This window comes from Acidobacteriota bacterium (genome assembly GCA_039030395.1).
GTDB lineage: Bacteria > Acidobacteriota > Thermoanaerobaculia > Multivoradales > JBCCEF01 > JBCCEF01.
Genome location: JBCCEF010000007.1, coordinates 56,154 through 81,010, shown reverse-complemented (window position 1 = coordinate 81,010; position 24,857 = coordinate 56,154). Strand labels below are relative to the sequence as shown.

General features: G+C 66.1%; 19 protein-coding genes. 11 read left to right on the top strand and 8 right to left on the bottom strand.

All coding sequences use genetic code 11. From position 1 onward, the window contains the following. Positions 1-134 precede the first annotated feature (134 nt). The 6 genes from AAF481_09215 (at position 135) to AAF481_09190 (ending at position 4,818) form a co-directional block, all read left to right on the top strand. Positions 135-839, top strand: coding sequence for a hypothetical protein (locus AAF481_09215; protein MEM7481340.1), 705 nt, complete (start codon positions 135-137; stop codon positions 837-839). 41 nt (positions 840-880) lie between these two features. Then, positions 881-2,629 carry an ABC transporter ATP-binding protein gene (locus tag AAF481_09210; protein ID MEM7481339.1) on the top strand — a complete coding sequence of 583 codons (1,749 nt, stop codon included), beginning with the start codon at positions 881-883 and terminating at the stop codon, positions 2,627-2,629. A gap of 95 nt (positions 2,630-2,724) precedes the next feature. Continuing rightward, positions 2,725-2,979: a type II toxin-antitoxin system VapB family antitoxin gene (locus tag AAF481_09205; GenBank protein ID MEM7481338.1), complete on the top strand. Its 255-nt coding sequence runs from the start codon at positions 2,725-2,727 to the stop codon at positions 2,977-2,979. Continuing rightward, on the top strand, positions 2,979-3,425 hold the full coding sequence (locus AAF481_09200; protein MEM7481337.1) for a type II toxin-antitoxin system VapC family toxin: 447 nt from the start codon (positions 2,979-2,981) through the stop codon (positions 3,423-3,425). Before AAF481_09205 ends, AAF481_09200 begins: the two co-directional genes overlap by 1 nt. Further along, entirely contained in the window at positions 3,418-4,362 is a 945-nt protein-coding gene (locus AAF481_09195) for a TIGR01777 family oxidoreductase (protein ID MEM7481336.1), read from the top strand. Before AAF481_09200 ends, AAF481_09195 begins: the two co-directional genes overlap by 8 nt. 3 nt (positions 4,363-4,365) lie before the next feature. Then, complete coding sequence (locus tag AAF481_09190) at positions 4,366-4,818, top strand: SRPBCC family protein (GenBank protein MEM7481335.1); 453 nt, start codon at positions 4,366-4,368, stop codon at positions 4,816-4,818. Between the two features lie 13 nt (positions 4,819-4,831). On the opposite strand, the gene AAF481_09185 is transcribed toward AAF481_09190, so the two are convergent. After that, positions 4,832-5,773: an FAD:protein FMN transferase gene (locus AAF481_09185; protein MEM7481334.1), complete on the bottom strand. Its 942-nt coding sequence runs from the start codon at positions 5,771-5,773 to the stop codon at positions 4,832-4,834. A gap of 462 nt (positions 5,774-6,235) precedes the next feature. On the opposite strand from AAF481_09185, the gene AAF481_09180 reads away from it, so the two are divergent. Then, on the top strand, positions 6,236-9,394 hold the full coding sequence (locus tag AAF481_09180; protein ID MEM7481333.1) for a TonB-dependent receptor: 3,159 nt from the start codon (positions 6,236-6,238) through the stop codon (positions 9,392-9,394). A gap of 115 nt (positions 9,395-9,509) precedes the next feature. On the opposite strand, the gene dapF is transcribed toward AAF481_09180, so the two are convergent. The 6 genes from dapF to trmFO are packed head-to-tail and all read right to left on the bottom strand — an operon-like array spanning position 9,510 to position 16,000. Beyond that, positions 9,510-10,343 (bottom strand): diaminopimelate epimerase, encoded by an 834-nt coding sequence (dapF, locus tag AAF481_09175; protein MEM7481332.1) that lies wholly within the window; start codon positions 10,341-10,343, stop codon positions 9,510-9,512. An 18-nt stretch (positions 10,344-10,361) separates the two neighbouring features. After that, positions 10,362-11,669, bottom strand: coding sequence for a fibronectin type III domain-containing protein (locus tag AAF481_09170; protein MEM7481331.1), 1,308 nt, complete (start codon positions 11,667-11,669; stop codon positions 10,362-10,364). Beyond that, complete coding sequence (gene hslU / locus AAF481_09165; GenBank protein ID MEM7481330.1) at positions 11,659-13,086, bottom strand: ATP-dependent protease ATPase subunit HslU; 1,428 nt, start codon at positions 13,084-13,086, stop codon at positions 11,659-11,661. Before hslU ends, AAF481_09170 begins: the two co-directional genes overlap by 11 nt. Then, a complete protein-coding gene (gene hslV, locus AAF481_09160; protein MEM7481329.1) occupies positions 13,076-13,639 on the bottom strand; it encodes an ATP-dependent protease subunit HslV in 564 nt (187 codons plus the stop codon). The genes hslU and hslV overlap by 11 nt, the downstream gene beginning before the upstream one ends. A 44-nt stretch (positions 13,640-13,683) precedes the next feature. Then, positions 13,684-14,622, bottom strand: a complete 939-nt coding sequence (xerC, locus tag AAF481_09155) for a tyrosine recombinase XerC (GenBank protein ID MEM7481328.1) — start codon at positions 14,620-14,622, stop codon at positions 13,684-13,686. A 52-nt stretch (positions 14,623-14,674) separates the two neighbouring features. Next, on the bottom strand, positions 14,675-16,000 hold the full coding sequence (gene trmFO, locus AAF481_09150) for a methylenetetrahydrofolate--tRNA-(uracil(54)-C(5))-methyltransferase (FADH(2)-oxidizing) TrmFO (GenBank protein ID MEM7481327.1): 1,326 nt from the start codon (positions 15,998-16,000) through the stop codon (positions 14,675-14,677). Positions 16,001-16,326: 326 nt separating this feature from the next. Here trmFO and topA point away from each other — a divergent pair, with 326 nt between their 5' ends. Continuing rightward, positions 16,327-18,951: a type I DNA topoisomerase gene (gene topA / locus AAF481_09145; protein MEM7481326.1), complete on the top strand. Its 2,625-nt coding sequence runs from the start codon at positions 16,327-16,329 to the stop codon at positions 18,949-18,951. A gap of 180 nt (positions 18,952-19,131) precedes the next feature. On the opposite strand, the gene dprA is transcribed toward topA, so the two are convergent. Continuing rightward, positions 19,132-20,280: a DNA-processing protein DprA gene (dprA, locus tag AAF481_09140; protein ID MEM7481325.1), complete on the bottom strand. Its 1,149-nt coding sequence runs from the start codon at positions 20,278-20,280 to the stop codon at positions 19,132-19,134. A 384-nt stretch (positions 20,281-20,664) separates the two neighbouring features. On the opposite strand from dprA, the gene AAF481_09135 reads away from it, so the two are divergent. The 3 genes from AAF481_09135 to AAF481_09125 all read left to right on the top strand — a co-directional run bounded on the left by AAF481_09135 (position 20,665) and on the right by AAF481_09125 (position 24,627). After that, positions 20,665-20,961 carry a tetratricopeptide repeat protein gene (locus AAF481_09135; protein ID MEM7481324.1) on the top strand — a complete coding sequence of 99 codons (297 nt, stop codon included), beginning with the start codon at positions 20,665-20,667 and terminating at the stop codon, positions 20,959-20,961. Between the two features lie 68 nt (positions 20,962-21,029). Then, a complete protein-coding gene (locus AAF481_09130; GenBank protein MEM7481323.1) occupies positions 21,030-21,722 on the top strand; it encodes a hypothetical protein in 693 nt (230 codons plus the stop codon). A 19-nt stretch (positions 21,723-21,741) separates the two neighbouring features. Then, the gene (locus AAF481_09125) at positions 21,742-24,627 is read left to right on the top strand and encodes a hypothetical protein (GenBank protein MEM7481322.1); all 2,886 of its coding nucleotides are present in this window, start codon (positions 21,742-21,744) and stop codon (positions 24,625-24,627) included. Positions 24,628-24,857 lie beyond the last annotated feature (230 nt).

The window sequence follows — 24,857 nt, the reverse complement described above, 5'->3', positions numbered from 1 at the left end:
ACTGTAGCAGCCAGATGTCCTGAAATCCTCACAGGCGCTAGCGCGCGCTTCGGTCGATCCCGAGGCAGTGATCGCCTGCCGGCCGCCGAGGTTGGCCCCCTGCTAGACTGACGCCTTCCTGAGGAGCCCGACCCATGCCCAATCCTGTATTGGTAGATACCCCCCGGGGAGAGATCCGCCTCGCCGAAACGGGCGCACCGCTCGTTCTGGATTCCCTGGTGCCGGGAGGCGGCGAATGGGAAGTCGAGCTGGGGTTTGGCAAGGGCAAGTACCTGCTGCGCCGTTCCCAGGAGTCGCCGGAGCGGCGTTTTCTCGGGGTGGAGATGGTTACCGAGTACTACCGCATGTTGGTCGCTCGGGCGCGCAAACGGGGGGTTGAGAATCTGCTGGTGCTGCGCGGCGAGGCGCTCTACCTGCTGTCGGCGGTGCTGCCCGCGGGTTTCGCCTCGGACCTCCACGTGTACTTCCCGGACCCCTGGCCCAAGGCTCGGCACCACAAGCGCCGTCTGTTCGACGGCGAAACGGTGGATCTGGTGCTCGGCCTGCTCAAGCCCGGCGGGCGGTTGTGGTTCGCCACCGATTTTCTGGATTACGGTGAACTGGTGGCAGACCTGCTGATCGGTCACCCCGAGCTCGAAGTGGAACGCCGCCGGGAGCCCTGGCCGGAGGGACCGCGCACCAACTACGAGGCCAAGTACCAGCGCGAGGGGCGGCCGATCCTGCGGCTCCAGGGGGTATTTCGCGGCGCTGAGGAGAAAGTTGGCTCCGCCAGTCTCCATCCGGTCGGCGCCGAGGCGGTGCTGGCGGCGCCCTGGAAGGCCCCCGCCGACGAGCCTTGACGCCCTTTCCGTCGCCGCTCGGCTGATACGCTGCCCGTCCAGTGTTCGAGCAACTTTCCTATCTCTTCCCTCTCTTTCGCCGCTACCGGGGCCGCTTCCTCGGGGGACTGGCGGCGGTGGCCGGTTCGGCTCTGATCGGCCTGCTGGCGCCGCTGGTGGTCGGCCGGGCGGTGGACGGCCTGCGGGCGGAGGATCCCCTCGGGGGTCTGTACCTGCAAGGCGCCCTGCTGGTGGCCATCGCCCTGGGACAGGGCATTTTCATGTTCACCCAGCGCTTGGTGCTGGTGACCATGAGCCGCAACATCGAGCGCGATCTGCGGAACCGCTATTTCCGGCATCTCGAAACCCTCGATGCGGGCTTTTACCAGGAGCGTCCAACGGGCGATCTGATGGCCCGCGGAACTAACGACCTACAGGCCGTCCGCATGCTGTGCGGCCCGGCGATCATGTACAGCGCCAACACCCTGTTCACGGCCACCGGAGCGCTGATCTTCATGTCCCGCATCCACGGCACATTGACCCTGCTCTCCCTGGCGACGATGCCGCTGGTGGCGTGGGTGACGCGGGTTTTCGGCAGCCGAATTCACATCCTGTTCGAGCGGGTTCAGGAATCCTTTGCGGACCTTTCGACGCGGGTGCAGGAGAACCTCGCCGGCGCGCGGGTGGTGCGGGCCTACGTCCAGGAAGAGCCACAGGTCGCCCAATTCCTCCAGGACAACGAAGACTACGTGGAGCGCAATCGACGGCTGATCCGCTGGAGCGCCGCCTTCCACCCGACCCTCCAGGGGTTGGTGGGCCTGGGCTTCGTGGCGGTGCTGTTCTACGGCGGCAACCTGGTCCGCGAGGAGGCGATTACCCTGGGGCAGTTCGTCACCTTCAATCTGTTCCTCGGCAAATTGATCTGGCCGATGATCGCCATCGGCTGGGTGATCAATCAGGCCCAGCGCGGCAGCGCCTCCCTGCGGCGCATTCGAGAGGTGCTGCAAACGGAGCCGGCGGTTGCCGACCACCCGCCGCTGGAGCACCCGGCCGAGATCGGCGGGGCGGTGGCCTTTCGGGATCTCACCTTCCGCTACGGCGATGAGTCGAAGCCAGTGCTGCGGGAGATTTCCTTCGAGGCACCGGCGGGTTCTACGGTGGCCCTGGTCGGTCGTACCGGCTCCGGCAAGAGCACCTTGCTCACCCTGATTCCGCGCCTGGCGGAGCCGCCGGAGGGGACGGTTTTCGTAGACCGGGTGGACGTGCGCAGGCTTTCCCTGGACCAGCTTCGTGGTGCCCTCGGCGTGGTGCCTCAGGAGAGCTTTCTATTTTCCACCACGGTGGCCGACAACATCGCCCTGGGGCGACCCGAGGCGACCCGCGAGGAGATCGCCGAGGCGGCCCGGCTGGCCGGTCTCGGTGAAGACCTGGAAGGCTTTCCGAAGGGACTCGACACACTGGTGGGGGAGCGCGGCATCACCCTCTCCGGCGGCCAGAAGCAGCGGGTGGCGCTGGCGCGAGCGCTCCTGCGGCAGCCGCGCCTGCTGCTACTGGACGACAGCCTATCGGCGGTCGATACGCAGACCGAAGAGAGAATTCTCGGCAACCTGCGTCGGGTGTTCGTCGGCCGTACCGTGTTTTTGGTCTCCCACCGGGTATCCACGGTGCGCGACGCCGACCTGATTTTGGTGCTCGACGAAGGCCGGATCGTCGAACGCGGTTCCCACGACGAACTGATCGCCCTCGGCGGGCACTACGCTGACCTGGACCGGCGCCAGCGCCTCGAAGAAGAGCTGGCGGCGGTTTCATGAGCTCTCTGCCCGTCTTTTGCTTTCAAGAGTGAAGGTCGTTATGATACCGTGTAGAAAGAGTGGTTGATGTGTAGAAATAGGCGAAGAGACCAACCATGGCCCTGAACATTCGAAACAGGGAGGTAGAACGGCTCGCCTCGGCGGTTGCGGCGCTCACCGGCGAGACCAAGACCGAGGCCGTGCGGCGCGCTCTCGAAGATCGCCTCGAACGGTTGCGCCACGAGCGCTCCGGCCGACCGTTGGTCGAAGAGCTCGACGCGCTGGCTCGGGAGTGCTCCCGGCTGCCGGTGCTCGACGACCGTCCGGCGGACGAAATCCTCGGCTACGACGACAGGGGCCTGCCGGGCTGATGGTCATTGATACTTCGGCGATTCTCGCCATCCTGCAGGACGAAGAGGAGCGTTCGCTGTTCAATCGTCTGCTGTCCGAGGCGGAGCGGCCGGTGCTGTCGGCGGCGACCTGGGTTGAATGCTCCATCGTGATCGAGTCTCGCTACGGTGCCGCGGGCCTCCACCTCCTGGAGATGTTGGTCGATCGAGCCGGCATCGAACGGCTCGCGGTCGGGGTCGATCAGGCGAAAGAGGCGTGCCGGGCCTACAGCCGTTTCGGCAAGGGCCGTCATCCGGCGGGCCTCAATTTCGGCGACTGCTTCTCCTATGCTCTGGCGCGCACTCGATCGGAGCGCTTGCTGTTCAAGGGCAACGACTTCTCGCTCACGGACATCTCGCCGGCCGTAGGCCTCAATCCAGCGTTGTCCTCGTCCGAAGTACACGAGGAGGGGCCGAGCTATGGTTGAGGGGCACAACGTGAACGCCCGCGGCCGCGTCCTGATCAGCGGGGGCTCCGGAATGATCGGCCGTGCCCTGACCGCCATGCTGGCGGAAGGCGATTGGGAAGTGGTGGTCCTCTCCCGCAGTCCGGAGAAAGTCGCAGGGTTGCCCGCCGGCGCGCGAGCCGTCGGTTGGGACGGCCGAACCGCCGAGGGGTGGGGCGAACTGGTCGATGGCGCTGCCGGTATCGTCAATCTCGCCGGCCGCAACATTGCCGGCGGGCGTTGGACGGCGGCCGAGAAGGAACGTCTACGCAGCAGCCGCCTGGAGCCGAGCCGGGCCATCGTCGAGGCGATTCGGGCGGCGGCCACCAAGCCGAGTTTCCTGATGCAGGCGAGCGCCGTGGGTTTCTACGGCGGCGATACGGGCGATGCGCTGATCACCGAAGAATCGCCGCCGGGCGATGATTTCCTGGCGGAACTCTCCGTCGAGTGGGAAGCCTCGACGGAACCCGTTGAAGCGCTGGGCGTTCGACGGGTGCTTCTGCGGACGGGCATCGTGTTAAGCCTCGAGGGCGGAGCCTTGCCGAAGATGGCGATGCCCTTTCGCTTCGGAGTGGGTGGTTCCCTGGGTGACGGCGAGCAGTACATGCCTTGGATCCATCTGAACGACGAAGCGGAGGCGATTCGCTTTCTGATGGAGCATCCGGAGGCGGCCGGACCTTTCAACCTGAGCGCTCCGAAACCGGTGACCAACGATGAGTTGAGCCGGGTGCTAGCGCGGGTGCTCCACCGCCCCAACCTCTTGCGGGTGCCGGCCTTCGCCTTGAAGCTGGCGATGGGGGAGATGTCTCGCCTACTGCTCGGCGGTCAGCGGGCCGTGCCCCGGGCCCTGGAAGACCTCGATTTCCCCTTCCGCTTCTCGGATCTGGAATCCGCTCTGGAAAATCTGCTGGCGGACTGAGCGGTGATCTATCGAAGCCGATTTCGGGTGTCGGCGCCGATCGAGCGGGTGGAGAAATTCCACCGCCGACCGGCCAACCTCGCCGCCGTCACCCCTCCCTTCGTGCCGATGAGGTTCCTGATCCCGCCACCGGAGCGGCTGCAGGCCGGCGATGAGTTGACCATGCGGATGTGGGTGGGTCCCATTCCGGTGACCTGGTGGCTGCGGGTGGCGACGTTGGACGAGCCCGAAGTGGTGGGTTTTCGGGATCGCCAAATCTCCGGCCCGTTTGCCTACTGGGAACATCGTCACCGTTTCCGGCCGGCGGCGGACGGATCCGCCACCTGGATCGAGGACGAGATCGAGGCGCGGTGGGGCGGGGGGCTGATGCGCCGCCTGATCGGCTGGCAGATGTGGGCAGGATTGCCGGTGCTCTTTGCCTACCGCCGCCGCAGAACCCGCAAGCTGCTCGAATGAGCTAGCCGACGGGCTAGGGATTCGTGACCTTCACCTGCGACCAGCGGTACGAGCTGAGCAGCGGCGCGCCGGTACCGCTACCGAGGAGCCAGAGAACTGCCGGCGTCGGCTTGAGGGCGCTCACCCGGAACTCCCCCTCACGGCTCCCCAGGACAAACAGGGCCGTCGACAGGGCCTGCGCGTCGAGGCCGAGTTCGGTGACGGTAAGGGTGGCGACCCTTCCCGTCGCCGGCCGGCCGCTCCGCTGGTCCAGGTACGGCGCCAGCGAATCGCCGCCGACCCGCAGGGCGTTGCCGCGGATGGACGCCAGGGCGAGGGCCTGATCCTTCAGCCAAGCGGTGCCGAGGGATTCCTCCAACCCCTCGAGCTGCGGGAGTTCCACCGGCCAGCCGCGGCCGCCGGGCCCCGGACCGACGCCGCGGGTGACCGGGCCAACCCGCACCAGGCCGTTGGTGACGCCTTTTTGCCGTAGAACCTCCACCGCTCGGTCCACCGCGAAGCCCGGCGCGAAATCCGCCAGGTCGAGAAGGCTGCCTTCGGCCAGACGAGCGGTGGACGATTCCTCATCGATCGTCAAGGCATCGCAGCGGGCGCTGCGCACGGCTTCTTCCAGCCGATCCGGCGTGGGGCGCCCAGCCGCCGTTCCGCGCAATCCCCATAGCTTCGCCAACTGACCGCCGAGGGGGCCGGTGGCGCCTTCGGACCATCGGCAGAATCGGAGGCTTCGGTTCAGCAGGCGGCGCAGCCGAAGGTCGAGGGGTTCGTCGCTGACGGTGCTCCCTTCGGCGAGGGCTTCGACCTCCAGAATCTCGATGACCGCCCGGCGCATCGCCGCCTCGGCCTCGGCCGCCGGGAGGTTTCGGATCTCGATAGCGATCGGGCCGTCGAAAGCGCGGGCCGAAATGCGGCGAGGCTCTCCGATCCCCGCCGATCCCCCGCCGCTTTCGGTGGCCATTGAAGGAGGCGCCGATGAGGTGCTGGCGGATAGGCAAAGGGAGCCCAATAGGGCGAGAAAAAGCATGAATCGGGCGGTGAAAAAAGGCATCGGACATCCATCATATTGGATCTCTCCCAGGTGGGCGGATCCGGTGATTCGCGTGGTATCATTTCGGCACTGGTTCAAGCCGCGCCGCGCCCTGATACGAAGACTTTCTCCAACCCTTGCCGGGGCGGCTCAGACGAACCCTAGTCATGGCTTTCAGCCCTCCGGGGCTTCTATTTCACTCGTCGGTTGCTCACGGTTCACCCGCTGTTCACAGGGGGGTTCAACGATGCCCCTGAAGTTGAAGATCCTGAACGTGCTTCGACTGTGTACGGACGGCTCTGACAACCAACTCATGGGACTTCACGGCTCTACTCAAGGCCAACGCCAACTAGGCCCAATCCAGCCATATTCAACCGTGTTCGGAGGAGAGAGATGAGACCTTCCTGGAAAACTACGCTTTGTCTGGTGCTGGCGACCGCTCTGGCGGTCGCCGGTGCTTCCAATGTCTTTGCCCAGGGCGTCACCACCGGCGCCTTCAAGGGCCTCGTCGCGGACGAATCCGGCGGTGCCCTGCCGGGTGTCGTCGTCGAGGCGCTGCACAACCCCACCGGCACCCGCTACACCACGGTGACCCGGTCGGACGGCCGCTACGCGATCCTGAACGTGCGCGTCGGCGGTCCCTACACCATGACCGCCCAGCTCGACGGCTTCAACACCTCAGAGCAGACGGACATCTTCGTCCAACTCGGTGGCGACTCGAACGTCGACTTCACCCTCACTCTCGGCGCGATCGAAGACACGGTGACGGTGGTCGGCCAGGCGGACACCCTGTTCAGCTCGACCCGCAACGGTGCCGCGAGTAGCGTCTCGACGGATCAGATCGAGAACCTGCCGACGGTCGGCCGCGGCTTCGAAGACTTCGCCCGCACCAACCCCTTCATGGTGGTGGCCTCCGAGAATGACGACGCCAACGCCATCTCCGTCGCCGGCCGCAGCAGCCGCTACAACAACATCCAGATCGACGGCGCCGTCAACAACGACCTTTTCGGCCTCGCCGATCAGGGCACTCCCGGCGGCCAGGCCAACACCACCCCGATCAGCCTGGACGCGATCCAGGAGATCGAGCTGGTGATCGCCGAGTTCGACGTCCGTCAGGGCGGCTTTTCCGGCGGCAGCGTCAATGCCATCACCCGCAGCGGCAGCAACGACTACTCCGGCTCGGTTTTCTACTTCACCCGCGATCAGGATCTGGTCGGTGACGGTCCCGACGAGCTGGGTGAATTCGGCACCTTCGACGAGGAGCAGTACGGCTTCCGCTTCGGCGGCCCGATCGTGCGCGACAAGATGTTCTTCTTCGCCAACGGCGAAATTTCCGACCTGACCCAGCCGACCGGCTTCTCCCTCGACGGCGCCAGCGGTCAGCAGTTCGGCGGTGGCGATCCGCGAGTGCAGGATGCCGCCAACGCCTTTCGTCAGGACTTGATCAGCCGCTTCGGCTTCGATCCCGGCGGTCTCGCTGAGCAGAGCCTGGAGACGCCGTCGGACAAGTTCTTCGGCCGCGCGGATTTCAACCTGGCGGATAACCACCAGCTCACCCTGCGCCACAACTACGTGGACGCCCAGAACGACGTCAACAACCCGGGCAGCTTCACCTACGAGTTTCCGACGGAGGCCTACACCTTCTCGAGCGAAACCAACTCGACGGTGGCTCAGCTCAACAGCGTCTTCGGCTCGAACGCCTTCAACGAGGCGCGGGTGACCTACCAGACCATCCGCGACAGCCGCTCCGGCATCAACGGTACGCGTTTCCCGTGGATCGAGATCGAGGATGTGCTCGGCGACGCGGACTCCGGCCGCCTGGAGTTCGAGGTGGGCACGGAGCCCTTCTCGACGGCCAATGCTCTCGATCAGGACATCCTGGAGATCACCGACGACTTCACCATGGTGCGCGGCGACCACACCTTCGTCATCGGTACCCACAACGAGCTGTTCAGCTTCGACAATCTGTTCCTGCAGAACTTCTTCGGCTCCTTCGAGTACGACACCCTCGACGACTACTTCGCCGACAACATGGACCGCTACCGGGTCACCGTGGTGCCGCCGGGACAGGCGCAGTCGCAGCAGTTCGACGTCAACCAGTTCGGCCTCTACTTCGGCGACACCTGGGCGGTGAAGTCGAACCTGACGCTGACCTACGGCCTGCGGGTGGACGCACCGTTCTTCCCGGACAGCCCGAGCCGCAACCCGTTCACCGAGACCACCTACGGCTTCCGCACCGACGAACTGCCGGACGGTGAGCTGCTGTGGCAGCCGCGCCTCGGCTTCAACTGGGACCTCGGCGGCAACGCGCAGCAGCAGCTCCGCGGCGGCATCGGCATCTTCGCCGGTCGCGCCCCTTACGTGTGGATCTCGAACAACTACGCCCGCAGCGGTATCGAGCAGCAGTTCATCACCGTCAACACCAACGGCGCCGTGCCGTTCAATCCGGACCCGAACAATCCGACCATTCCCACCGGCGGCTCGGTGGCGATCGGTGAGTTCAACCTGATCGATCCGGACTTCGAGTTCCCGCAGGTGATGCGCATCAACCTGGCCTACGATCGGGAGCTGCCGTGGTGGAATCTGGTGGGTTCGATCGAAGGCATCTATGCCGATTCGGTGCAGGAGATCGACTACCGAAACGTCAACATCCGCCAGGTCGGTACCCTGCCCTTCGATGGCCGCCCGACCTTCGAGACGGTGGACCGCAACGTCGATGGCGCCTACCTGATCACCAACAGCACCGAGGGTGAGGCAACCAATGTCGCCGTGAAGCTGGAGCGCCGGGCCGGTCGCGGTGTCTACGGCTTCCTGGCCTACACCTACGGTGACTCGACGGTGGTCAACGAAGGCTCCTCCAGCCGCGCCGTGTCGAACTGGCAGTTCAACGAGGCGGTCAACCCGAACAATGCCGGCGCCTCGACTTCGGACTTCGAGGTCGAGCACCGCATTTCGGCTTCCCTCTCGTACCAGTTCAACGGCCGCACCGAGTGGCCGACGACCGTGGGTCTGTTCTACAACCACCAGTCCGGGCGCCCGTACACGACGCTCCTCGGAACGTCCCGCAGCATTCGGACGGGTAGCTTCAACGGCGACGGGTTCTTCTTCTCGAACGACCTGTTCTATGTGCCCTCCGGTCCGAACGACGTGGAGATCGTCTCCGGAGGCACCTACGCGGATCTCGAGGCCTACATCCAGCAGGACGAATGCTTGAGCAGCAATCGCGGCCGCATCGTACCGCGCAACTGCTCGAATGCGCCCTGGAACAGCACCCTGGATCTGCACTTCGCGCAGGCCATCCCGGTGGGCTTCGGTAGCCTGGAGGTCACCGCCGACATCCTCAACCTGGCGAACCTGTTCGACTCCGATTCGGGTCTGCTGCGCTACGCCAACTTCAACTCGGTCACCGTGGCGGATTTCGCCGGCATCAACGCCGACGGCAACCCGCAGTACGAGCTGCGGAGCGTCGCGCGGAGCCCGGAGAATCGCTTCGAGATCCACCCGCTGTCCTCGCGCTGGCGCGCCAAGTTGGGACTGCGCTACACCTTCTAGGCAGGCGAGAGCAGCAGCAAGTCCTTTCGTATGGGAGGCACCGAGGGCCGCGGGTTTCCGCGGCCCTTTTTCTTTCTAGGAAGTTGGAAAACGGCGGCTGGGGAGGTAGGTGCCCCTAGTCCGACCAGTGCGGCGGCTCGGGAAGGCATTCCGCTCCCGGCGAGAGGGTACCCCGGGCGACGATGCGGGCGTCGCCGGTGAGGGTCCATTGGGCGATGCGAGCTCCGGAAACCTCGCCCTCGACTCCGAGGATGAACCCTCCGGCGGTGAGAGCTTCCCAGGGAGGCCCTCCGCGGCCGGCGGCGTGGGTTGCCGCCGCCGTTGCCAGGACCCCGGTACCGCAGGCCAGCGTTTCCGCCTCCACGCCGCGCTCATAGCTGCGGATCTCGAAGCGGTCCTCGCCGATCAAACGCACGAAGTGGATGTTGGCGCCGATCGGCCCGGCGGCCGGGCTCGCCCGCAGGGCGGGGCCGGCTGCGGCCACCGGGGCGTCCGACAGCGGCCGATCCTGGAAGAGCACCAGATGGGGCACCCCGACGGTGACGAACCAGCCACGGTAGTTCGTTCCCTCGATCGACTGTTCCACCGGTCGGGGCAGTGCCTCCGGTAACGGGGCGGAGAGGCGGATACGCCCATCCCCGGCATCGCGACCACGCAGTACCCCGGCGGCCGTCCGCAGGGCAATTTCCCCTTTCCCCCAGCCCAGTTCCAGGGCGCAACGCACGGCGCAGCGCGAGCCGTTCAGGCACAGCTCCGCCTCGCTGCCGTCGGCATTGAAATAGCTCATCGCCACCTCGTCGCCGTCGCGTCGCAGCACGCACAGGCCATCGGCGCCGAGGGAGAGCCCTCGGCGGCACCAGGCGCGGATCTGCTCGAGGGAAGGAGCGGCCAGCGGCTCCGGCAGCACGACAAAGTCGTTGCCGGCGCCGGAGGCCTTGAGAAAGTCCATCGGGGAGCCGCGGAGGGGCTACCGCACCGGCGCGGTGATCACGTCCTCGCCGGCGCTCTCGTTGCCGATCGCGTCCAGGGCGGTGACGCGGTAGTCGAGGGATTGGCCGACCGCGAGACCCGTATCGACGTACTCGGTGGCCTGCACCGGACCGCGGGTGAGCGCGGTCCACTCGGTCATTCCGGTATCGCGCCGGTAAACGCGGTAGCCGGCGAGGTCCGGGGCGTCCACCGCGTTCCACAGCAGGCGAATTCGTCCTTGTTCGGACAAGCCCACCACGCCGGTCGGATCCGGCGGCGCGAAGCGGTCCTCGAAGGCCACTTCCCGCGCCGCGCCGATGGCGCTTTCGATGCGCGGCCGGCGCTGAGCCACCCGGGTGACCGAGTAGACGTAGCGCTTGCCGTAGGTGGCGTCGAGGTCCTTGAAGCGCCGCTGCTTGTCGCCGACCAGCTGCAGCGGTTCGTCGAAACCGCGGCTGGAGGCGTCGCGGCGGTAGATGGCGAATCCCGGAACGCCGCCGGCGTAGGTGTCGTCGGCGGCGTCCTCGAAGGTCCAGCTCAACTGCACGCCGTCCGGCTGTTCTTCGACGGTCAGGGCGGTGACCGCTGGCGGCGGAACTCGCGGAATGATGCCGGCGAAGTTGGAGAAGCCCGAGGTCTCGCCCTCGGCGGTGCGGGTGCGCACCGCCAGCAGCAGCGCGGTGGGCGTCGTGTCGCCGGCTTCTTCGCTCCCTTCGTCTACTGAGGGCGTGTACGGCAGGCGGAGCGCAATGCGGCTGCCCTCGACGGCGTCCTGCAGGTCCTCGCCGCGCAGGGACAGCCGCCGGGTGGCCGCGCCGGCGAACTCCCGCGCTTCGACCGAAGGAAGCTGGTATTGCGCCGTCGGGTCCTCGGCCGGCGGGTCGCTGGCGGACTCGCTTGCCGGCGGAACCGGTTCCTCGGCATCGTTCGAGCCTTCTCCGGAGGCTTCAATCTCTGCCGCCGGTTCCTCCGGGGCGGCCTCTTGCGGTGCCTCTTCTTCGGCGGTCTCTTCTGCCGGTGGCGGGGGAGGTGGCGGCAGGATCGCGGCTCGTTCGAGTTGCCACAGCTCGATCTCGTCGATCCCCGCCAGCGCCGCTCCGGAGGTGGTGCGGTTCGGATACTCGAAGGAGATCATCAGCTCGGAGCCTCGCTGCTGGACCGCCAACTCCTGCGCCGGCGCTGGAATGGTGCGGAGCGGCGGCAGCGGGTCGCCCTGCTTGCCGCAGCCGGTCGTGGGCAGCAGCGCCGCGAGGAGCAGGGCGAGGCCGAAGTGGGGACGTGGCGAATGCATCGGTTTACAGGACATAGCGCGAGAGATCCCGGTCTTTGACCACGTCGGCCAGGTACTTGCGCACATAGCTGGCGTCCACCTTGACGGTGGCGCCGTCCATCGCCGGGGCCTCGAAGGAGACTTCGTCGAGCAGCCGCTCGACCAGCGTGGCGAGGCGCCGGGCGCCGATGTTCTCGGTTGACGAGTTGACCTCCACGGCCAGCTTGGCGATTTCCTCGACGGCGTCGTCGGTGAACGACAGGGTCAGCCCTTCGGTGCCCATCAGCGCCTCGTACTGCTTGGTGAGGGCCGCCTCCGGCTCGGTGAGAATGCGCACGAAGTCGTGCTCCGTCAAGGCGTTCAATTCAACCCGTATGGGGAAGCGGCCCTGCAGTTCCGGAATCAGATCCGAGGGTTTGCTGACGTGGAAGGCGCCGGCGGCGATGAACAGGATGTGGTCCGTTTTCACCATGCCGTATTTGGTGGTGACGGTGGTGCCCTCGACGATCGGCAGCAGGTCGCGCTGCACCCCTTCGCGAGAGACGTCCGGTCCGCGGCCGCCTTCCCGGCCGGCCACCTTGTCGATCTCGTCCAGGAAGATCATGCCGCCCTGCTCGACCCGGCCGCGCGCTTCGCGCGCCACCTGCTGGCGGTCGATCAGCTTTTCGGCTTCCTGCTGGGCGAGGATCTCGCGCGCATCGGCGACGGTCACCTGCTGCTTGCGCCGGCGGCCGCCAAAGAGGCCCGGCAGCATGTCCTTGACGTTGACGCCCACCTCTTCCACTCCCTGCGGGGTGAACATCTCGAAGCTCGGATAGGCCGACTCCTCGACTTCGATCTCCACCTGGCGGTTGTCGAGCTTGCCTTCCCGAAGCTTCTGGCGGAACTTCTCCCGCGTCTCCTGGGTGTCGTCTTCCTCCGGTTCTTCTTTCTCCTCGGGCTCGCCGTAGCGGCTCAGGCTGCTCAGCGCGCCGGCATAGCCGCTGCCGTAGCCCACTGCCGGGCGCGATGGCACCAGCAACTGCAGCAGGCGATCCTCGGCCCGCGAGGCGGCCTCTTCCTGCACCGCGGCGCGCTTCTCCTCGCGCACCATGGCGAAGGCGATTTCGACCAGGTCGCGCACCATCGATTCGACGTCGCGGCCAACATAGCCGACTTCGGTGAACTTCGAGGCCTCGACCTTGATGAACGGCGCCTTGGCAAGGCGCGCCAGACGGCGCGCGATCTCCGTCTTGCCGACACCGGTAGGGCCGATCATCAGAATGTTCTTGGGCGCCACCTCTTCGGCCATTTCCGGATCGAGCTGCTGGCGGCGCCAGCGGTTGCGCAGCGCGATGGCGACGGCGCGCTTCGCGTCGTGCTGGCCGACCACATACTTGTCGAGTTCCGCCACGATCTCCCGTGGCGTCATGTCCTCGAGGGCGAGGCTCACTTCTGAGATCTCAATCGCCATCGGAGAGCTCCTCGAGGGTGAGTTGGTCGTTGGTGAAGACACAGATGTCGGCCGCCACGGCCATCGCTTCGCGCACTACCTCGGCGGCGGAGAGGTCCGTGTGGGAGAGCAGCGCGCGAGCGGCGGCCAAGGCAAAGTGCCCGCCGGAGCCGATCGCCAGGACGCCATCCCCTCCGGCATCCATCAGGTCCGGCTGCATCAGATCGCCGGCGCCGTTCAAAAGGAAGCTCTTGTCGACGTCGGACACCACCATCTGGGCCTGGAGCTGGCGCATCGCGCGGTCCGTCCGCCAGTCTTTGGCGAGTTCGACCACCGCCCGCTCCAGGTTGCCGCTGTATTCCTCCAGCTTGCCTTCGAGGCGCGAGAACAGCGCCAGTCCATCGGCGGCGCCACCGGCGAAACCGACCAAAACACCACCGTCACCGGCCCGCCGCACCTTGGCGGCGCCGGCTTTGATCACCGTATTGTTCAACGTGACCTGGCCGTCGCTGGCCATGCACACTCGGCCATTGCGACGCACCATGAGCACGGTCGTTGCATGAAAGTCACTCATCAGGGGTACTCATCCGTTGGATAACTCGTGGTTCGCAGTAGGGGTCACTCTCGTCGAGCGCGAGGATGCGCATCCCGGTATACGGACAGGAGGCGCTCGATTTCGACGTGAGTATAGCGCTCGGTGGTGGAGAGCGAGCGATGGCCCAAAAGCTCCTGGATGGCGCGCAGATCCGCGCCGCTCTCCAGCAGGTGAGTGGCGAAGGTGTGGCGCAGCGTATGCGGGTGAACGCCGGCGGCCAGGGCGGCTCCCTCCACCCGCTTGTCGATCACCCGCCGCACCGAGCGGGCGCTCAGGCGGCCGCCGCGATAGTTGAGGAATACCGGCTCGCTGGAATCGTCGGCGCGCTCCGCCGGCTGTCGGACGGACTCCCACACGGCCAACCATTGGCGAAGCGCCCGTTCGCCTTCGCGGCCAAAAGGCACCATGCGCTCCCGGCCGCCTTTGCCGAGTACCCGCAAGACCCGGGCGGCGAGATCGAGGTCCGGCCAGTCGAGGCCCACCAGTTCGCTCACCCGCAGGCCACTGGCGTAGAGCACCTCGAGGAGCGCCCGATCGCGCAGGGCGAGGGGATCCTCCTCACCCGGCGCGCTCGAGGTGAACCCCAGCAGTTGCTCGATCTCTTCCGGCCGCAGATGGCGCGGCAGGGTCTTGGGGGTCTTCGGCGTCGGCACCGCGGCGGCCGGATTGCTGGCGAGCACCCCGCGGCGGCAGGCCCAGCGGAACAGGCTCTTGATCGCCGACAGGGCCCGGGCCTGGGTGCGCCGGCTGACCCCGTCCCGGTGGCGGGCGGCGAGGTACGCCCGCACCCCTTGGCCGTCCACCGCTTCCGGCGTCAGCTCCGCCGGAGCGATGGCGAGGAAGTCCTGGGCCAGAAAACCAAGAAACCCCTCGAGGTCTGTCCGGTAGGCGCGCAGGGTATGCGGCGACAGATTGCGGTCGAGGGCGAGGTGGTCGAGAAAGTCCTCGATGAGGCGGCGCATCGACGTGGAGTTTCCCACAGGCAAAGGAGTACCTCCGGGCCGGCGGACAGGCTCAGGCCGTGACGGCGGCATCGAGGGAGTGGGCTTTCCTCCAATCCCGCAGGGCTTTCTGGGCTCGCGCCACGTAGGCCTGCCGGCGCTCTTTCTTGGGCACCCGCTCGGTCAGTTCGTCGAACAGCCCGTAGTTGACGTTGGCCGGCTGGAAGCGCTTGGCCTCGGACTCCGTCAAGTGCCGGGCGAGGGCGCCCAAGGCGGTGCTCGCCGGCAGCGGCTCGAAGGTTCGTCCGTCCCGTTCCAGAACCGTATAGAGAGCGATCAGCAGGCCCGTCGCCGCCGATTCCAGATACCCCTCGACGCCGGTGATCTGGCCGGCCAGCCGCAGCCTCGGGCGCGCTTTCAGGCGATAGAGCTTGTCGAGGTGGGTGGGGGAGTTGATGAAGGTGTTGCGGTGGATCTGCCCGTAGCGGACGATCTCGACCGTCTCCAGCCCCGGGATCAGGCGGAACACCCGCTTCTGCTCCGGCCACTTCATGCGCGACTGGAAGCCCACCAGATTGAAATGGGTCTTGGCCAGGTTTTCGCGCCGCAGCTGCAGCACCGCGTGGAAGCGCCGGCCGTCCGGTGCCGTCAGGCCCACCGGCTTCATGCAGCCAAAGCGCAGGGTGTCGACGCCGCGGCGGGCGAGTTCTTCGATCGGCATGCAGCCCTCGAAGAAAAGGCCCTTCTCGAAGTCGTGGAGAGGCAATACTTCAGCGCCGGTCAGCGCTTCGTAGAAGACCGCGTACTGCGCGCGGTCGAGGCCGGCATTCAAATAGTCATCGCCGTCGCCCTTACCGTAGCGCGACTGCCAGAAGAGCTGCTCCATGTCGAGGCTCTCGGCGTCGACGATGGGGGCGATGGAGTCGTAGAAGTAGAGGTACTCCTCGCCGAGGAGTTCCTGTAGCGCCTCGGCCATCGCCGGGGACGTCAGCGGTCCGGTGGCGATCACCGCATCGCCGTGCGGCAGGGTCCGCACCTCGCCCCGGCGGATTTCGATGCGGGGATGGCTTTCCAGGCGTTCGCTCACCGCCGCGGCGAAGCGATCGCGATCCATTGCCAGGGCGCCGCCGGCCGGTACCGCCGCGCCCCGGGCGCAGGCGATGATCAGCGAATCGAAGGACTCCATCTCGCGCTTGAGGAGACCCGCCGCATGGAACGGGTCATCGCTGCGAAAGGAATTGCTGCACACCAGCTCGGCGAAGCGGTCCGTTTTGTGGGCGGGGGTGGCGCGCCCCGGCCGCATTTCGTGCAGCACTACCGGCACTCCGCGCTCGGCGAGCTGGAAGGCGCATTCGGAACCGGCGAGGCCGCCGCCGACGATTTCCACCGGGGAGGTCATCAGCCGAGTATACGGTCGCCGCGGCGGTGCCGGGCGGTGACTTTGGAGGCGTCGCGAGACCGGCGCCGGCGATGGCCCGTCCTTGACAGGCCGAAAACGGGGCCGGTACTCTCGCGGCCGCTTCTCCGGGCGCTGCCGCTCCGCCGCGGCGGAACGCCTCGCCGCCACCTCTCTCATCCCCGGCGGGCGATCCCCAGGGCGCCCCCTCGGCCGTCTTCGGCCCCGTGGCGACCCACCGGTTTGCGGCCGGCGAGCCACCGACGAACTCGGTGCGACGCCCGGCCGGCGTACCGAACTTGATCAGCGAGACGACAGCGAAGAAACCGATGAGCACAGACACCAAGCATCTCGTCATCGTCGAGTCCCCCGCCAAGGCGAACACCATCAGCCGCTTCCTGGGGGATGAATACCAGGTGGAGGCGAGCTACGGCCACGTGCGGGACCTGCCGCAGAACGCCAAGGAAATTCCCGCCGCCGTCCGCAAGCAGACCTGGGCGCGCCTCGGAGTCAACGTCGACGGCGGTTTCGAGCCGCTCTATGTCGTACCGGCGGACAAGAAGAAGCACGTCAAGCGCATGAAGGACGCCCTGAAGAAGGCGGATCGCCTGCTCCTCGCGACGGATGAAGACCGCGAGGGAGAGAGCATCAGTTGGCACGTGCTGGAGTTGCTCGATCCGAAAGGCGCCGTGGACGTGGAACGCATCGTCTTCCACGAGGTGACGCCGGAGGCGATCCGCAAAGCCCTGGACAATCCCCGCAAGGTCAACGAAAACCTGGTGCGGGCGCAGGAGGCGCGCCGGGTGCTCGACCGCCTCTACGGCTACTCCCTGTCGCCGCTCTTGTGGAAGCGGGTGGCGCCGGGGTTGTCCGCCGGACGGGTGCAGAGCGTGGCGGTACGGCTGTTGGTGGAGCGCGAGCGGTCCCGTATCGCCTTCCGCTCCTCGACCTACTGGGACCTGAAGGCCGGTTTGGCGGCAGAGGACGGGCGCTTCAAGAGCCGCTTGGCGCGGGTGGGAGATCGCCGCCTGGCGGACGGAAAGAGTTTCGACTCGGCCACCGGCAAGCTGGCGAAGAAAGAGCACCTTCTGCTCGACGAAAAGGCCGCCAAGGCCCTCGCCGGCGGCGCCGCCGAAGCCGCCCCTTGGAAGGTCACCTCCCTCGACAAGAAGCCCGGCCAGCAGCGGCCGGCGCCGCCCTTCATCACGTCCACCCTGCAGCAGGAGGCGAATCGCAAACTGCGTTTTTCCGCTCGCCGCACGATGAGCGCGGCGCAGCGCCTGTACGAAGGCGTGGACCTCGGCGGCGAGCGTATCGGTCTGATCACCTATATGCGTACCGACAGCGTGAGCCTGGCCGGGCGTGCCGTGGAGCAGGCCCGGGAGGTGATCGCCAAGGCCTACGGTGAGGACTTCCTTCCGCCCCAAGCCAATACCTACAAGACCAAGGCGAAGGGTGCCCAGGAGGCCCACGAGGCGATTCGTCCGACGGATCTTGGCCGCCGCCCGCAGGACGTCAAGAAGTTCCTGGACGCGGACCAATACCGCCTCTACGAGCTGATCTGGATGCGCACCATCGCCTGCCAGATGTTGCCGGCCAGATTCGAGCGCACCCAGGTGGAGGTGACCGTGGAGGTAGACGGCGACGCGCTGGTGTTTGCCGCCTCCGGCCGCCGCATCGTCTTTCCGGGCTTCTTGCGGGCCTACGTCGAAGGCACCGATGATCCGGAAGGCGAGTTGGGCGATCAGGAAACCCTGCTGCCGGCCCTGGAAGTGGGCATGGATCTCCAGCCGCTGTCCGTCGAGGCGGAAGGCCACAGCACCAAGCCGCCTTTCCGCTTCACCGAAGCGAGCCTGGTCAAGCAGCTCGAAGAGGCCGGCATCGGCCGCCCGTCGACCTACGCTTCGATCATCAGCACGGTGCAGGACCGCGGCTATGTGTTCAAGAAGGGCAACGAGCTGATTCCCACCTTCACCGCCTTCTGCGTCACGGAGCTGCTCGAGAAGCAGTTTCGGGATCTGGTGGACACGGAATTCACCGCCCACATGGAGGACGACCTCGACGAGATCGCCGCCGGCCAAAAGGATTGGGACGGCCTGGTGGCCGAGTTTTTCCTCGGGGAAGGCGGCGATCCCGGCCTGCAGCAGCGGGTGGAGGAGGGCGAGGTGATCTACCCGGCGATGGAGATCGGCAAGGACCCGGAGTCCGGCGACGAGCTGGTGGTCAAGATCGGCCGCTACGGCGCCTACCTGCGGCGCGGCGAGGGCGGCAAGGAAAACTCCGTCAGCCTGCCGGAAGACCTGCCGCCGGCGGACCTCACCGTCGCCAAGGCGGTAGACCTGCTGCGCGCCCGTCAGGCGGACGACGAGCCCATCGCCCAGCATCCATCCGGGCGCGACGTGTTCTTGAAGACCGGCCGCTTCGGCCCCTACCTGGAAGTCGCCCAAACGGAGGCGGAAAAGGAGGCGAAGGAAAAGCCGCAGCGGGTCTCCCTTCCGAAGGGCCTCGACGTCGGCGATGTGACGCCGGAGATTGCCACCCGCCTGGCGTCGCTACCCCGCGAGCTGGGGCCGCACCCGGAGTCCGGTGAGGTCATCACCACCGCTATCGGCCGCTACGGTCCCTACGTCAAGCATCAGAAGGACTTTCGCAGCCTCTCTTCGTGGCAGGAAGCCTGCGACATCGAGCTGCCGGCGGCGCTCGAAATCCTCGCCCAGCCGAAGAAGGGGCGCGGCCGCCAGCAGCGCACGGTGTTGAAGGATCTCGGTGAGCCGGAAGGAGCCGACGGCCCCTTGAAGGTGCTCGACGGGCGCTACGGTCCCTACGTAACGGACGGCAAGGTCAACGCCTCCCTGCCCAGGGGCTCGAAGGCCGAAGACTTGACCGTCGATGTCGCCCTCGAACTCCTCGCCGCCCGCCGCAACGCGCCGAAGAAAACCCGCCGCCGCCGCTAGCAGTTTGCTGAAATAAGCCTTCGGCTTACGTTTTCAGCTGCCCTGCTAGCTTTTGTTTCCAGGGGGCTAGGCGCCCGCACGCGGTCCGCCCCTCACCCGAAAACTCTAGAGTTTTCGGGCTCACCCCGGCCTCGGCGCCTATCGGCGCCGCCCAGCCTTTCAGGCTCGGGATCGCTTCGCCTACCGCCGGCGGCCGTAGGTCGGTCCCGGCCGGCGGGTGATCCAGCCGCCGATTTCCAATTCCATCAACGCCGCGAGGGTGTCCTCCACCGGCACTCCGGCCGTTTCGGCGAGCTGCTCCGCGGTGAGTAGCCGTCCCTGCGGCAGGGCCACCAGCAACCGGCCGGCGAGTCCCGGTAGGTCCGGCACGGGCTCTTGCCGCGGTGGCTGGGGCGATTCCGGCAGGGCGTCCAGGATGTCCCGCGGATGGTGCGCTGGATAGGCGCCGTCGCGCAGCAGGCCGATGGTGCCGGCGGAGCCCTCGTCGAAGATACGGCCGGGTACCGCGAAGACATCGCGGTTCAGATCGAGGGCGTGGCGCACGGTGATCAAGGAGCCCGAGCGGGGTGCCGCTTCCACCACCAGCACCGCCTGGGCGAGGGCGGCGATCACCCGATTGCGTACCGGAAAGTGCCAGGCTCTAGGCGTCGTAGCGGGTGGGAACTCGCTCACCAGGGCGCCCCGGCGGCAGACCTCCCGGGCGAAGTCGCGGCTACCCCGCGGGTAGTCGGCGTCCACTCCGCAGCCGAGCACCGCCAGGGTTTTTCCTCCGGCGTCGAGGGCGGCGCGATGGGCCGCCGTGTCGATGCCCCGGGCGAAGCCGGAGATCACCGTCACCCCCGCTGCGGCCAGATGGCCGGCGAAAAAGGTCGCGGCTTCGAGGCCGTAGTGGGTGGCGCGGCGGGAGCCGACGATGGCCACCGCCGGTTCCGTGGCTCTTCCTTCGCAAGGCATTTCTCCTCGTATCCACAGCGCGGCGGGCGGCAGGGAGAGGTGGCGGAGGCGCGCCGGAAAGCCATCATCGTGGCGGGCCAGGAGGGTGCATTGGGCGGCCCGGGCGCAGGCATGGATCCCGGCGGCGCGCTCCCGGGCCGCCGGGCGCAGCGCCATGGCGCGCTTCATCGCGGCGGGTGGAACGCCGAAGGCAGCGGCCAGGGCCGGAGCCTCCGCCGCCGGTCGTCGGTGCCAGTTGGGCAGTTCCGCCACCAGCCGGCAGCGGGTGGCGAGGCCCAGCTTTGCCAGGGTCGCGAGGGCGAGGGTAAGTTCCCGGATCGGGTTCGGGAACGGTGGCTCCGGGGCGGCTTCGGAAGGGTTTCTCGGGTGTTCCATACCCTGAGGAGACGCCAAGGGGCGACGGCGTCGCTCGTCAGCGCCGGGAGAGGTCGGTAGGGGGCTTGGTCCATCGCTTCGCCGACGGTGCGGAACCCACTTTTGGGCAGGTCTCTGCGCGGCGTCATGCATCCATTGACCCCACAGGGGCTCGTATATACTAGTGGTGGTGTTTTTAGCGCTAGTTCCGGACGGTCGACCTTTGATCGCGGAGTTCGATTCGGCGAAAACGAGCGCGACCCGTGACTTCAGCGAGGGCGAAAGGCTATGCGCGCAGTAACTCCACGGATTGTTCTTCTGGTCATCTCGCTCCTACCTCTGGTGGCCTGCTCCAGCGCGGGGTCCTCCACCCGAGCTTCGTCGCAGATCGACTTCGGGGTTGACATGGCCCGCCGCGGCCTGTGGAACGAAGCGCTCTTTCGATTTCAGCAAGCTCAACGCCTGGAGCCTTCGAGCTTTCGGGTGATGAACAATCTGGCCGTGGCCTACGAGGCGACGGGTCAGTTCGACGAGGCCCTGGAGGCCTACCAAGGGGCCTTGGCGGCTTCCCCGAACAACCGCGAACTGCGGCGAAACTACTCCCGCTTTATCGAGTTCTACCAAAGCTTCAAGCCCGAGACCGACGAAGACGCCGCGGATCGCGGCGAGGATTCTTCGACGACGGCCGACGGTAGCCCTTGAGGCACCGTTCGAACCCGAGGTCTACGGTCTACCACCCGAACCGGCAGCCCCCAACCAGGAGGTAGATGATGCATACACCCAGAATTTGGCTCACCGGTCTGGTCCTGCTCTTGATCTCTTTGCCGCTGATGTCGGCGGTAGAGGTTCGACTGACCCTGCCCCAGAAGGCACGCCTCGATCTGAACGGCCGCGATAGCGTCACCATCGCACCTTTCCTGGTGGTGACCCAGGAGGGGCAGGAGCGCGTCCAGAATCGCAATATCGATGTGCAGAAAGAGTTCGAGCGCTACCTGGAGAAGACCTTGCGGCGGGAAACGGAACTCAAGCTGATCGAGGCGCCGCCGATGGACTACCCGACCTTCGACCTGAATCAGCTCTCGCGGGAGTCGGACTTCTGGCTCTCCATTGGCGACCGCACCCAGGCGGACCTGATTCTTGCCGGTGGCCTCGATTTCGACATCCAGGACCGCACCGGTTACCGCACCGAGGAGTACACCTCACCGTTCAACGGTCGGCAGTACTACCGCCAGGTGCTGGTGGAGCAGACCGGCTTCGAGTACGACATCTTGATGCACGTCTATGACGGCACCACCGGCAAGCTGCTCTACACGGACAACTTCAAAGACTTCCAGAACTATGAGCAGGAACAGGCGGACCCCCTGACCGGGATGTTCGAGAACCTCTACTCCCTCGAGGATCGCATCGTGGGCGTGTTCACCCAGAAAGAGATCGAGGCCACTCGGTCCCTGTTCACGGACTGAGGCGTAAAAGGAGATGCTGTTGAACCGCTCACGAATCCTGAGGATCTCGGTTGCTCTGCTGGTTTTCTTTCTCGCTGCCGACTCGGTGATGGCTCAGCTCGGTCCGGCGCGGGGCGGCCGGGGTTTCGGCAAGAACAAGGTGCAGTATCGCGACTTCGACTGGAAGATCTACCATTCGACGCACTTCGACGTGTATTTCTACACCGAGGAAGAAGATCAGCTCGAGCGGGTGGTGTCCTTCGCCGAGAGCGCATACGACCGCCTGTCGCGGGATTTTGATTTCCAGATTCAAGAGCCCACGCCGCTCATCTTCTACGCCAACCACTCGGCCTTCGAGCAGAACAACATCATCCTGAATTTCATCCCCGAAGGGGTGGGCGCCTTCGCCTCGCCGGTGCGCTTCCGCATGGTGCTGCCGATCGACCTGCCGGACGATGAGTTGATGAACCTCATCGAGCACGAACTGACCCACATATTCCAGTACCACATCCTGTTCCGGGGCAGCTTCGGCCGGGCCATCGCCGCTCGTCCGCCGACTTGGGTGATGGAGGGCATGGCGAGCTACATGGCAGAAGACGAAACGACGCGCGACGTGATGTACCTGCGCGATGCCGCCGTCAACGACATCATCCCGAACGTCACCACCTGGGAGGGTGGAGGCTTTCTCGCCTACCGCATCGGCCACGCCATCTTCGACTACATCGAGGAGACCTACGGCAAGGACGGCTTCCAGGACTTCATCTTCGAGCTCCGTACGTCGATCGGCTCGAGCGTCGGCCGCGCCGTTGACCGGGCCTTCGGCGTGGAGGGCGAAGACTTCGATGCTGACTTCCGCCGTTGGCTGCGCCGCAAGTATTTGCCGGAGCTTCTAGAGACCGGTGAACCGCGCGACTTCGGTCGGCCCTTCCGGGTGACCCGCGGCCTGCCCAGCCAGATCATTTCGCCGGCGGCCTCGCCTTCCGGCGACCTGCTGGCGGCCTTCACCTCCGAGCGCGGCGACGTCGACATCACGCTGTTCGACACCCGCGAGCGCAAGAATCTGCGCAACCTGACCAAGGGTTTCGACGGCGACTATCAATATCTGGTGGCGCAGGAGTTGACCCTCGGCCGAAAGTTCGGACGCGACATCGCCTTTTCCCCGGACGGCAACACCCTGGCGGTGTTTGCCAAGCGCGAGCGCAACCGCAGCCTGCTGCTCTACGACGTGTTGACCGGCAAGCTGCGCCAGCGGCTGGACCTGAACGAACTGGACCAGCACATCGCCCCGGCCTGGCATCCGGACGGCCGCCGCATCGCCTTCTCGGCGATCGTTGACGGCGCATTCGACATCTATATCGTCGACATCGAAACCGGGGAGGTCGAGAATTTCACCGATGACGAGTTCTACGACTCCTCGCCGGTGTTCTCGCCGGACGGCAAGTCGGTGGTGATGACGACGGTGATCGGCGACGGACAGGCGAAGCTTTTCCGGGTGCCGCTGGACGATCCCACCAAGCGCTTCCAGCTCACTTTCGGCGAGTCGAGCGAGACCGACGCGGTGTTTTCGCCTACCGGCCGCCGGCTGTACTTCACCTCGGACCGCAGCGGGATTCTGAACATCTACGGTCTGGATCTATCGACCGGCGAACTCTCGCAGTACACCAACGCGGTCACCGGCTGCTTCATGCCCACGGTGTTGCCGGAGCCGGACGGCTCCGAGCGGCTGGTCTACACGGCCATGTGGAAAGGGCGCTTCGACCTCTACTCGATCGAGGTGCCGGAACCGGTTACCGAGCCGGAGACGGTGGAGATCTCCGAGACGGCCGCCGATGCCAATTCCCTACCGGTTTTCGAACCGGATATCCAGGTGCCGATTGACGATTCGAACAAGGAGAACTACCGCGGCTTCAAGTTGTTCCTGGAGAGCGCCGACACGCTGATCGGCATCAACGACGACCAGACCCTGCTCGGGCAGGTGGTGTTGTCCTTCACCGACTACCTGGGCGACAAGCGCTTGATCGCGGTGCTCTCGTCGGTGGAGAGTCTGTCGAACTTCAACATCACCTACGCGAACCTGACGAACCGCCTGCAGTGGAACATCAGCGCCTTCGACACCCGCTATTTCTACCGCACCTTTGACCAGACTCGGGGTTTCGAACGCGGTGACTCCGCCTATGAGCTGACCGGCGCGGTGTTCTCCCTGGTCTATCCCTTCACTTTCCAGACCCGCTTCGAGATCGGCGCCGGATACATCTTCCGAGAGTTCGATCAGCAGGTCTCCTTTGGGCGCCAGATCGGCGTGATTCGTGTCGAGGACGACTTCCCAATTCTCAGCACGGCCCTGGCCGGTGACTCGACGGTCTTCACTTCCAGCGGCCCGATCAGCGGTCGGCGCTGGCGCCTGGACTTCTCCTACGCTCCGGACACGGAAGATTCCGGCACGCTCTTCACATCGGCCGAGCTAGAGGTGCGGCAGTACCTTCAGGTCACCCGCCGCAGCAACTTCGCTGTGCGCGGCTACTTCGGCATGTCCGACGGCAACCAGCCGGGGCTCTTCGCTTTGGGCGGACTCGATACCCTGCGCGGATTCGACTTTCGCTCCCTGGTGGGTACCCATGCCTTCGTCACCAACTTCGAGTTCCGCTTCCCGCTGATCGACGTCTTGGCCACACCGGTCATCGGCTTCCAGGGCGTTCGCGGCATTGTCTTCCTCGACATCGGCGGCGCCTGGAACGACGAGTTCCAGGACTTCGACATCTGGGATTCCGACGAAGACCAGTTCGCCGATGCCCGTGCCTCCTACGGTTACGGCATCTCAGCGCGTTTCGCCGGCCTGACCCTGAACTGGGACTTCGCCAAGCAATACCGCTTCGCCACCGCCGAAGACGGTTTCGCTACGGACTTCTGGATCGGGACTCGTTTCTAGTGATGTGCTGAAATCCGCGAAGCGGATTTATTCAGCACATCACTAGTTCATTGGGGTGGTGGCGGTGTCAGTGGCGACCGCGTTAGTTTCACCGCTCCTCCTCCGGTCGTGCACAGTTTCGGGAGTGGCTCCGAGGGCGGTGCTAGTTCCGACCCCGATGGGCTTGTGACCCCCCGCTGCATCTAGAGAACCATTCTGAAGCCGGTGCCGGCCTCGATCCCGGTGCTTTC